Annotated in this window: 8 protein-coding genes; all 8 read right to left on the bottom strand. The window is 66.1% G+C overall.

Annotation, left to right across the window (positions count from 1 at the left end; all coding sequences use genetic code 11):
- Positions 1 to 22: 22 nt before the first annotated feature.
- Positions 23 to 1,153, bottom strand: coding sequence for a carbohydrate porin (locus tag N7333_RS13675; protein ID WP_252576773.1), 1,131 nt, complete (start codon positions 1,151 to 1,153; stop codon positions 23 to 25).
- Positions 1,154 to 1,376: 223 nt separating this feature from the next.
- Positions 1,377 to 2,522 (bottom strand): ABC transporter ATP-binding protein, encoded by a 1,146-nt coding sequence (locus N7333_RS13670; protein WP_129484190.1) that lies wholly within the window; start codon positions 2,520 to 2,522, stop codon positions 1,377 to 1,379.
- 10 nt (positions 2,523 to 2,532) lie between these two features.
- Entirely contained in the window at positions 2,533 to 3,411 is an 879-nt protein-coding gene (locus N7333_RS13665; RefSeq protein WP_129484192.1) for a carbohydrate ABC transporter permease, read from the bottom strand.
- Positions 3,404 to 4,312 (bottom strand): sugar ABC transporter permease, encoded by a 909-nt coding sequence (locus tag N7333_RS13660; protein ID WP_003241451.1) that lies wholly within the window; start codon positions 4,310 to 4,312, stop codon positions 3,404 to 3,406. The genes N7333_RS13665 and N7333_RS13660 overlap by 8 nt, the downstream gene beginning before the upstream one ends.
- Positions 4,313 to 4,483: 171 nt before the next feature.
- Positions 4,484 to 5,737: an ABC transporter substrate-binding protein gene (locus N7333_RS13655; RefSeq protein WP_003241449.1), complete on the bottom strand. Its 1,254-nt coding sequence runs from the start codon at positions 5,735 to 5,737 to the stop codon at positions 4,484 to 4,486.
- A 202-nt stretch (positions 5,738 to 5,939) separates the two neighbouring features.
- The gene (locus tag N7333_RS13650; RefSeq protein WP_129484194.1) at positions 5,940 to 7,379 is read right to left on the bottom strand and encodes an ATP-binding protein; all 1,440 of its coding nucleotides are present in this window, start codon (positions 7,377 to 7,379) and stop codon (positions 5,940 to 5,942) included.
- Positions 7,372 to 8,103, bottom strand: coding sequence for a response regulator transcription factor (locus N7333_RS13645; protein ID WP_003241445.1), 732 nt, complete (start codon positions 8,101 to 8,103; stop codon positions 7,372 to 7,374). Before N7333_RS13645 ends, N7333_RS13650 begins: the two co-directional genes overlap by 8 nt.
- Positions 8,104 to 8,159: 56 nt before the next feature.
- A complete protein-coding gene (locus tag N7333_RS13640) occupies positions 8,160 to 9,119 on the bottom strand; it encodes a glucokinase (protein WP_129484195.1) in 960 nt (319 codons plus the stop codon).
- Positions 9,120 to 9,428: the final 309 nt, after the last annotated feature.

The following is a 9,428-nucleotide window of genomic DNA, read 5'->3' as shown; positions in this document are numbered from 1 at the left end:
GCGCCGAGCGGGCGCGAGGCGCTTACCACCAGTGCTCCACCTGCACGCCGAAGTTGTAGCCGTGACGGGCATTGTCGAAGGCGCCGCTGTCGGACAGCGCCGAGCCGGCCGCCAACTGGCTGGCCGCCTGCTGCGCCGCGCGGTTCCAGCTGGCGTAGGTGTAGTACAGGCGAAACTCCGGACGCGCCCAGAAGCCGGGGCCGGCCGGCGACCAGGTGGGGGCGATGGTGAACTTGGTCAGCTTGCGCGTGCCGTCGGTGGCATCGACCTGATCGTGGCCCAGCTCGCCGACCAGCTTGAACTGCTCGGTGAAGGCGTAGCTGGTACGCCCGCCCACCGACAGCCAGTCCTGATCGTCGCCGTCGGGCCGGGTGTCCTTCTGGTAGACGAACTGCACCTGGCCGCCGAGGCGCGGCGTGGCCTGCCAGTCGAAGTACTCCACCAGGCGCCAGCTCTTGTTGTCGCGATCGAGGGTGACGTCGCCGGTATAGCCCAGACCGGTGCCGGGGCCGCGGCCGTACTGCAGGGCGAAGGTGTTGACGCCGCCGAAGAAATCGCTCTGCTTGTGTTGCGCGGTGATCGCCCAGCCGCTGTTGGCGCCGGTGCTGTCGGGCTTGTCGATGTAGCTGACGCCGAACTCCAGCTCGCCGCCCGGGTTGACCTTGAAGCCGGCGACGTTGAAGTCGTGGCGGTTGATGTAGGGCTCCTGGAAGTAGCTGTCCTTGCGCGAGAAGGCGTAGCTGTACTTCAGGCCGCCGTACTCGAAATCCTCGATACCGGCGCCGGTGGCGCTCTGGTTCCAGTAGTAGAAGTCGGTGATATGGATGTCGTTACGCTTGTAGAAGCGGCGGCCGGCCCACAGCGAACCGCCATTGAGCGCGGGCACCTTGCTCCACTCGGCATACATCTGGTTCATCCGCGCGAAACCATAGTCGCCGGTGAACTTCGGTGTGTGGCCGTACTGGTTGTAGAGCTGGGCCATGCCCTCGACGCTCAGCACCGAGCCGTCGTCGAGGGTCAGCAGATCCTGGCGCAGGTCCAGTTCGATGTACTGCTCGCATTCGTTGCCGAGGCGGTACTTGGACTGCGCGCCGGGCAGCTGGAAGCAGGACTGGGTGCCGCCGCTCTCCGAACCGCCGGCGCCACTGCGCATATAGCCGGTGAATTCCAGAGCCTGCACCTGGGGTGCGGCCAGGACCAATGCAAGTAGGCAGGGGGCGCCAAGCGCGCAAGGGAGGTTTTGCTGTGTGGTCTTCATCGTTGCTCCTGATTGTTTTTATTGAGCGAATGCTGCGGATAACCGCCGCAGCGCCGGTTTCTTCCATTGCCAGGGTGCGCACCCTACGGGATAAGGCGCGTCAATACCGCGGTGTGGCTCAACCTCTTTTCAACTGCGCCACCTTGTTGTCAGTGGCTTGACGCTTTCCCGGGCGCAGACGCTCACCGCTGGCCGCGTCGAACAGCAGCACACGCGCCGGATCGAACTGCAGGTCCAGGCTGGCGCCGGCCTGCGGCGCGGCGTCCGGCGCCAGGCGGCAGCACACCTTGGTCTGGTTGAGGCTGACGAACACCAGGGTGTCCGGGCCAGTCGGCTCGACCACCTCGACCTCGGCGCGCAGGCTCGGCAGCGTCGAACCGGCGCCGGCCAGCTGGATCTGCTCGGGACGCACGCCGAGGATCAGCTCGCGTCCTTCCAGTTCGGCCGCCTCGCCCAGGTGCAGCTCGCAGCGCGCCTGCCCGGAGTCGAGCAGGCCGAAGCACTGGCCATCGCGCAGCTGAGTGCGCAACGGGATGAAGTTCATCGGCGGCGATCCGATGAAGCTGGCGACGAACTGATTGGCCGGGTCGTTGTAGATTTCCTGCGGGGTACCGAACTGCTGGATGATGCCGTCCTTCATCACCGCCACCTTGTCACCCAGGGTCATGGCCTCGATCTGGTCGTGGGTGACGTACACCGTGGTGGTCTTCAGACGCTGGTGCATCAGCTTGATTTCGGTGCGCATCTCCACGCGCAGCTTGGCGTCGAGGTTCGACAGCGGTTCGTCGAACAGGTAGATCTTCGGCCGCCGCGCCAGCGCCCGGCCCATGGCCACGCGCTGCTGCTGGCCGCCGGAGAGCTGGCCGGGCTTGCGCGTCAGCAGATGCTCGATCTGCAGCAGCTTGGCCACCCGCGCCACCTCGGCCTCGATCTCGGCTGGCGGCAGCTTGCGCATCTTCAAACCGAAGGCGATGTTGTCCTTCACCGTCATGGTCGGGTACAGCGCATAGGACTGGAACACCATGGCGATGTCGCGATCCTTGGGGCTCATGCCGCTGATGTCGGCGCCGTCGACCAGGATCGCCCCGCCGCTGATGTCTTCCAGGCCGGCGATGCAGTTCATCAAGGTGGATTTGCCGCAGCCGGAGGGACCGACCAGGATCAGGAACTCGCCGGAGTCGATGGCCAGTTCGATGTTCTTCAGGGTGTCCGCCAGGCCGCTGCCGTAGGATTTGTTGACGTTGCGCAGTTCGAGGGTAGCCATGGTTATTACCTCAACCTTTGACGGCGCCGGCCGTCAGGCCGCGCAGGAAGTACTTACCGGCCAGGATGTAGACCAGCAGGGTGGGCAGCCCGGCGATCATCGCCGCGGCCATATCGACGTTGTATTCCTTGGCCCCGGTGCTGGTGTTGACCAGGTTGTTCAGCGCCACGGTGATTGGCTGGGTGTCGCCGCTGGCGAACACCACGCCGAACAGGAAGTCGTTCCAGATCTGGGTGAACTGCCAGATCAGGCAGACCATGATGATCGGCACCGACATCGGCAGCAGGATGCGTCCGAAGATGGTGAAGAACCCCGCGCCGTCGAGGCGCGCGGCGCGCACCAGCGCCTCGGGAATGCTCACGTAGAAGTTGCGGAAGAACAGCGTGGTGAAGGCCAGGCCATAGACCACATGCACCAGCACCAGGCCTTCGGTGGTGTTGGCCAGGCCGAGCTGGCCGAGGGTGAAGGACGCCGGCAGCAGGATCACCTGGAACGGCAGGAAGCAGCCGAACAGCAGCAGGCCGAAGAACAGCTGCGAGCCGCGAAAGCGCCACATGGCCAGCACGTAGCCGTTCAGCGCGCCGAGCAGCGTGGAGATCAGTACTGCCGGGATGGTGATCTTCACCGAGTTCCAGAAGTAGCCGCCGACGCCGTCCCAGGCCTTGACCCAGCCGATCACGGTGAACACGTCCGGGATCGACAGCAGGTTGCCGCTGCGGATGTCGTCGGGGGTCTTGAAGCTGGTCAGCAGCATCACCAGCAACGGTACCAGGTACACCGCGCAGGCCAGGATCAGGGTGGCGTGAATGGCCAGGCGGCTGAGGCTGAAGGCCCTCACCCGGGGTACGGGGCGCGGCGCCAGGCGCACATCGAGCACGGAATCAGTCATGGCGTTTGCCTCGCAGTTCGGAATACAGATACGGCACCAGGATCGCCAGCACTGCGCCGAGCATCAGCATCGCGCTGGCGGCGCCGAGGCCCATCTGGCCGCGGGTGAAGGTGTGGGCGTACATGAACATCGCCGGCAGGTCGGAGGCGTAGCCGGGGCCGCCGGCGGTCATCGAGGCGACCAGGTCGAAACTCTTGATGGCGATATGCGCAAGGATCATCAGCGCGCTGAAGAACACCGGGCCCAGGCTCGGCAGCACGATGCGCAGGTAGATGCTCGGCAGGCTGGCGCCATCGACCTGGGCGGCGCGGATGATCGATTGATCGACGCTGCGCAGCCCGGCGAGAAACAGCGCCATGACGAAGCCCGAGGACTGCCACACGGCAGCCATCACCAGGCAGTAGACGACGCGATCCGGGTCCACCAGCCAGTCGAAGCGAAAGCCTTCCCAGCCCCAGTCGCGCAGCAGCTTGTCCAGGCCCAGGCCGGGGTTGAGCAGCCACTTCCAGGCGGTGCCGGTGACGATCATCGACAGCGCCATGGGGTAGAGAAAGATGGTGCGAATGAAACCTTCGCGGCGGATGCGCTGATCCAGCAGCACCGCCAGCAGCACGCCGATGGCCAGGCTGATGGCGATGAACAGACCGCCGAACACCAGCAGGTTCTGGCTCGCCACCCACCAGCGGTCGTTGTCCCACAGCCGCGCGTACTGCTGCAGCCCAACGAAGTTGTAGCTGGGCATGAAGCGCGAGTTGGTGAACGAGAGCAGGAAGGTCCAGCCGATGTAGCCGTAGAAGCCCACCAGCACGATGACCATGCTCGGCGCCAGCACCAGCTTGGGCAGCCAGCGCTGCAGGGCATCCAGCGGTGAGGCTTTGGCGAAGACTGCGTTTGAACTCATGGATCACTCCGTTGTTGCAGGTTGCGCGGTCGGCCCGTTGCCCCTGAGAGAGGGAAACGCGGCGCGGCCGATCCCATGGCGCCGGCCTGAGGGCATGCGCCAGGGATCGAAGGCTTGAAACCGGCGGGTTACACCCGCCTACGGCAAGGGCCGCCTAGACGGCCCGAACGCTCACTGCACCGCCTGAATCGCCGCCGCCAACTGCTGGGCGGCGCGCTTGGGGTCGGCCTTGGGGTCGTTGAAGAAGTTGGTCACCACGTCGAACACCGCGCCCTGCACGTAGCTGGAAGCGGCCATGCCATGGGCCAGGCTCGGCTGCAGACCGCCACCGGCGGCGGCGTCCTTGAAGTCGGCCATGGACTTCTGCGCGCAGGCGTCGAAGCTGCTCATGTCCTGGTCCATGCGCACCGGGATCGAACCCTTGTTCTGGTTGAAGAACTCCTGGAACTCGTTGCCCATCACCGTGCGCGCCAGGTCTTCCTGGGCCTTGCGGTTCTCGGCGTTGCTCAGCTTGAACATGGCCAGCGAGTCGATGTTGAAGGCGAAGCTGCCTTGGGTGCCGGGGAAGGCCAGGCATTCGTAGTCCTTGCCGGCGACCTTGCCGGCGGCGGTCCACTCGCTCTTGGCCCAGTCGCCCATGATCTGCATGCCGGCCTTGCCGTCGATCACCATGCCGGTGGCGCTATTCCAGTCGCGCCCGGCGGCGTCGGCGTCGATGTAGCCGCGCAGCTTCTGCAGGGCGGCGAACACCTCGACCATCTTGTCGCCGGTCAGGGTGGCGCGGTCCTGCTCGACGAAGGCCTTGCGAAAGCCCTCGGCGCCGAGAATGCTGAAGGCCAGGTCCTCGAACACGGTGCCGTCCTGCCAGGGCTGGCCGCCGTGGGCGATGGCGATGAAGCCGGCCGCCTTGAGCTTGTCGGCGGCGGCGAAGAATTCGTCGAGGGTGGTCGGCGGCGTGGCACCCGCCTTCTCGAACACTTGTGGGTTGATCCACAGCCAGTTGACCCGGTGCACGTTGACCGGTACCGCCACGTAGTCGCCCTGGTACTTCATCACCTCGACCACCTGCGGTGGCAGCAGGGCATCCCATTTCTGCTCGGCGGCGACGCCATTGAGATCGGCGAGCAGGCCCAGCTCGCCCCACTCCTGGATGTCCGGGCCCTTGATCTGCGCGGCGGCGGGCGGGTTGCCGGACACGGCGCGGGTCTTCAGCACGGTCATGGCCGCTTCGCCACCGCCACCGGCAACGGCGAAGTCCTTCCATTTGTGGCCCTGGGCTTCGACCAGCTTCTGCAGGGTATCGGCGGCGCGTTTTTCACCACCGGACGTCCACCAGTGCAGTACTTCGACTTCACCGGCGGTGGCGGACAGGGGCAACAGGACAGCGAGGGAGATGGCGGTGGACAGGCGAGAGATCGCTTTCATGGGATGAGACACCTTGTTGTTGTTATTCGCGAGCAAGTCGTGGTGCTTGCCTGGCGAACGAGTCTACCCAGCCCCACGGACGGTGGGGGTAACAAAGGGTACGGGAAAGTCACCAGACCGTTACAAAGCGGAGCTGGCAGGTTATCCGGGGCACAGCGGCGCAGGCCCCAGGGCACTGCGACCGCTCGCGACGGCAGAGGGTTCAACTGGTATGGCGCGGCAGCCAGAGGGTGACGCGCAACCCGCCTTCACGCAGATTGCGCAGGCTCAGCTCGCCGCCGTGGCTGTGCGCCAGGTTGCGCGCGATGCCCAGGCCCATGCCGTAGCCCTGCTGCTGGCTGGCCAGGCGAAAATGCGGCTCGAACACCTGCTCGAGCTTCTGCTCGGGCACACCCGGCCCCTCGTCATCGACATGCAGGACGAACGCCTCGGCGTCGTCCTCGATGTGCAGGTGCGCGCGCTCGCCATACTTCAGCGCGTTGTCCAGCAGGTTGCCGATGCAACGGCGCAGGGCCAGCGGCTTGCCGGGATAAGGGTAGCGGGCGGCGCCATCGACGGTGACCCGGCCCGTGCCGAGGTAGGGTTCGATCAGCCCGTGCAGCAGGTGATTGAGGTCGACCGGCTCGATGTTCTCGTGGATGTCGGTGTCCTTGACGCACTGCAGGGCGCCCTTGACCAGCACCTCCAGCTCGTCGAGGTCGCGGCTGAACTTGGCCTGCAGCGCTTCGTCGTCGAGCAGTTCGACGCGCAGACGCAGGCGGGTGATGGGCGTGCGCAGATCGTGGGAAATCGCGCTGAACAGCTGACTGCGTTCGCTGAGATAGCGGCTGATGCGCTCGCGCATGCTGTTGAACGCGCGGCGCACCTCCACCACCTCGCTGCCGCCCACCTCGGCCAGCGGCTCGACATCGGCGCCCAGCGACATTTCCCGCGCCGCCAGCGCCAGGCGTTTGAGCGGCTGGCTCTGCCAGTGCACCAGCAGGCCGACGAACAGCAGCAGAAACCCGCTGGTCAGCAGGATGAACCACAGCTGCTGGTGCGGCAGGCCCTGGTCCTCGAGGTTGACATAGGGCTCGGGCAGCAGCGAGGCCAGATACAGCCACTCGCCTTCGCCGATGCGGATCTGGGTGACCAGGATCGGCGGGTTGAGCGGCTCCAGGCTCAGCGCGTAATAGGCCCAGGAACGCGGCAGCTCGTTGAGCAGCAGGCCGCTGTTGAACACCCGCAGATGGTCCGGGCTGACGAAGTGCACCGACAGCTCCAGCTGGCTGCCAAGGCGCTCGCGCAGCACGGCGTCGACCTCGCTGATGACCGCGCGCTTGCGCGGCGTCTCGGCGAGCACCGGCATCTGAAGCGGCTTGTCGTTGAGCGAAACGAAGAAGCGCGTGCCGCCCATGCTGCGCAGCTGGTCGAGCACCAGCGGGCGGTAGCCCACCGGCAGCGAGCGAAAGTAACTGACGCTGGCCACCATCGACTGCGCCAGGCTGCGAGCGGTACTGACCAGCCCCTCCATCTGGCTGGCGCGCAGCTGCGACAGCCAGATCAGGCTGGACAGCACCTGCGCCAGCAGCACCGCCAGCAGGGTCAGCAGCAGCATGCGCCCGAGCAGCGAGCGCGGCACCAGCGAGCGGCGCTTAGCCATGGCTGCCAGGCGTGACGTGGGCCGCCAGCAGGTAACCGGCGCCGCGCACGGTGCGGATCAGCCGCGGCGGTTTGTCGGTGTCACGCAGACGCTGACGCAGCCGGCTGACCGCCATGTCGACGATGCGCTCCAGCGGCATCACCTCGCGACCACGGGTGACGCTGGCGATGGTGTCGCGATCGAGAATCTGCTGGGGGCGGTCGAGAAACAGCTTGAGCAGGGCAAAGTCGGCGCCGGAGAGAATCACTTCCTCGCCGTCCTGGTGAAAGAGGCGGTGGCTGATCATGTCCAGGCGCCACTCGCCGAACGCCAGCACCTCGCTGGCGGCCGGCTCCTTGGCGAAGCTGGCGCGGCGCAGCAGCGCCTTGATCCGCGCCAGCAGCTCGCGCGGGCTGAACGGCTTGCCGAGATAATCGTCGGCGCCCAGCTCCAGGCCGATCACCCGGTCGGCCTCATCGGAGCTGGCGGTGAGCATGATCACCGGTACCGCGGCGAAGCGCTGATGCTCGCGTATCCAGCGGCACAGGCTGAAACCGTCCTCGTCCGGCAGCATCACGTCGAGAATCACCAGATCCGCCGGCTCCTCCACCAGCGCGGCGCGCAGACCTTCACCGTCCGCCACGGCGCGCACGGCGAAGCCCGCGCGGCTCAGGTAGGTGTCGAGCAGTTCGCGAATTTCCTGGTCGTCGTCCACCAGCAGAATGGATTTTCCGGCCTGACTCAAGATGCCTTCCTTCTCGTCTGACGTGCATGGCACGCTCCTGACCGGCAGCGAGCCTCCTAGGTTCTCTCTTGCAAGGCTACCCCCGCGCCCTCCAGGCCGGGATACTCGGCAGTCACCAACCATACCGGCACGCCGTCCAGATAACGGCTCATGCTGCCCTTCTCGGCAAAGCCACGGGCGAAGCCGCTGCTGCGGAAGAAATCGGCGAAGCGCGGCACCACGCCGCCGACGATGTACACCCCACCTCGCGCGCCCAGCGTCAGCACGCAGTTGCCGGCCGCGCGGCCGAGCCAGACGCAGAACTGTTCGAGCACGCTGCTGGCCAGCGCATCGCCCGCCAGCGCGGCGGCGGTAACCTGCGCCGGGGAGCTTAGCAGCGCTGAGTGTCCATCCACAGTGCAGAGCGCACGATACAGGCGCAGCAGGCCGCTGCCACTGAGTACGTCTTCGGCGCGCACATGGCCGAGCTGGGCATGCAGTGCCTGCCACAGCTGCGCCTCGCGCGGGGTGGCGATGGGCAGGTCGACATGCCCGCCCTCGCCCGGCAGCGCGCGCCAGTGCCCGCCACCGAGGGGCAGCAGGGTACCCACGCCCAGACCGGTGCCCGGCCCGATGACCACCGCCGGACAGTCCTCCTCCACCACGCCCGGGCAGATCTCGAGCCGCTCCTGCGGGCGCAGGCGGGTCATGCCCAGGGCCATGGCGGTGAAATCGTTGATCACCAGCAGGTCGGCAGGCTGCAGATGCAGGAAAGCGGCCAGCTCGCTGCGGACGAACTGCCAGTGGTTATTGGTGAAGCGGAAATGCTCGCCCTTCACCGGCCCGGCCACCGCCAGGCAGAGTGCGGCGATGTCGCCCGGGGCCAGGCCCTGTTCGGCCAGATAATGGGCGATGGCCAGTTGCGGATCGGCGAAGTCGGCGGTGACCAGCACCCGCACCGCCTCCAGACGTTCGTCGCGCCACAGCGCGAAGCGTGCATTGGTGCCGCCGATATCCCCTACCAGAGACGGTTTCACGACGATATCTCCAGAGCGAGGCTGAGGCATTGGCAGAAGGGGCGACGGCGTTGCAGCCGTCTTCCGGCGAGCTCGAGCGCACGAGGATGCATGGGTTCAACTCCAGAAATATCTTGTTTTTCTAAAAAATAGCCGTGACATGATCAGCCAACCCACAACCATTATCAATATTTGTTGTTATAAAAAACAACAAACGCCGACCACCCGCCAGCAGCCCGAACAACCACGGGCCTGGCAGTAGAGCAAAGTTCGGCGCTGGCCGAAACCGCGCAGGGACGATCGGCCCGGCAGCGCCAGGCCCGACCATCG

Origin of the sequence: Pseudomonas sp. GD04158 (genome assembly GCF_029834875.1) — a bacterium.
Taxonomy (GTDB): Bacteria; Pseudomonadota; Gammaproteobacteria; order Pseudomonadales; family Pseudomonadaceae; genus Aquipseudomonas; species Aquipseudomonas hydrolytica.
Note: the sequence above shows the minus strand (reverse complement) of the source record. Positions and strands in the feature narration are given on the sequence as shown.

What these genes read in the sequence shown, in the direction of transcription:
- N7333_RS13675 (WP_252576773.1), bottom strand. Translation starts at nt 1,153, where the DNA reads ATGCGCAGTGGCGCCGGCGGTTCGGAGAGCGGCGGCACCCAGTCCTGC.
- N7333_RS13670 (WP_129484190.1), bottom strand. Translation starts at nt 2,522, where the DNA reads ATGGCTACCCTCGAACTGCGCAACGTCAACAAATCCTACGGCAGCGGC.
- N7333_RS13665 (WP_129484192.1), bottom strand. Translation starts at nt 3,411, where the DNA reads ATGACTGATTCCGTGCTCGATGTGCGCCTGGCGCCGCGCCCCGTACCC.
- N7333_RS13660 (WP_003241451.1), bottom strand. Translation starts at nt 4,312, where the DNA reads ATGAGTTCAAACGCAGTCTTCGCCAAAGCCTCACCGCTGGATGCCCTG.
- N7333_RS13655 (WP_003241449.1), bottom strand. Translation starts at nt 5,737, where the DNA reads ATGAAAGCGATCTCTCGCCTGTCCACCGCCATCTCCCTCGCTGTCCTG.
- N7333_RS13650 (WP_129484194.1), bottom strand. Translation starts at nt 7,379, where the DNA reads ATGGCTAAGCGCCGCTCGCTGGTGCCGCGCTCGCTGCTCGGGCGCATG.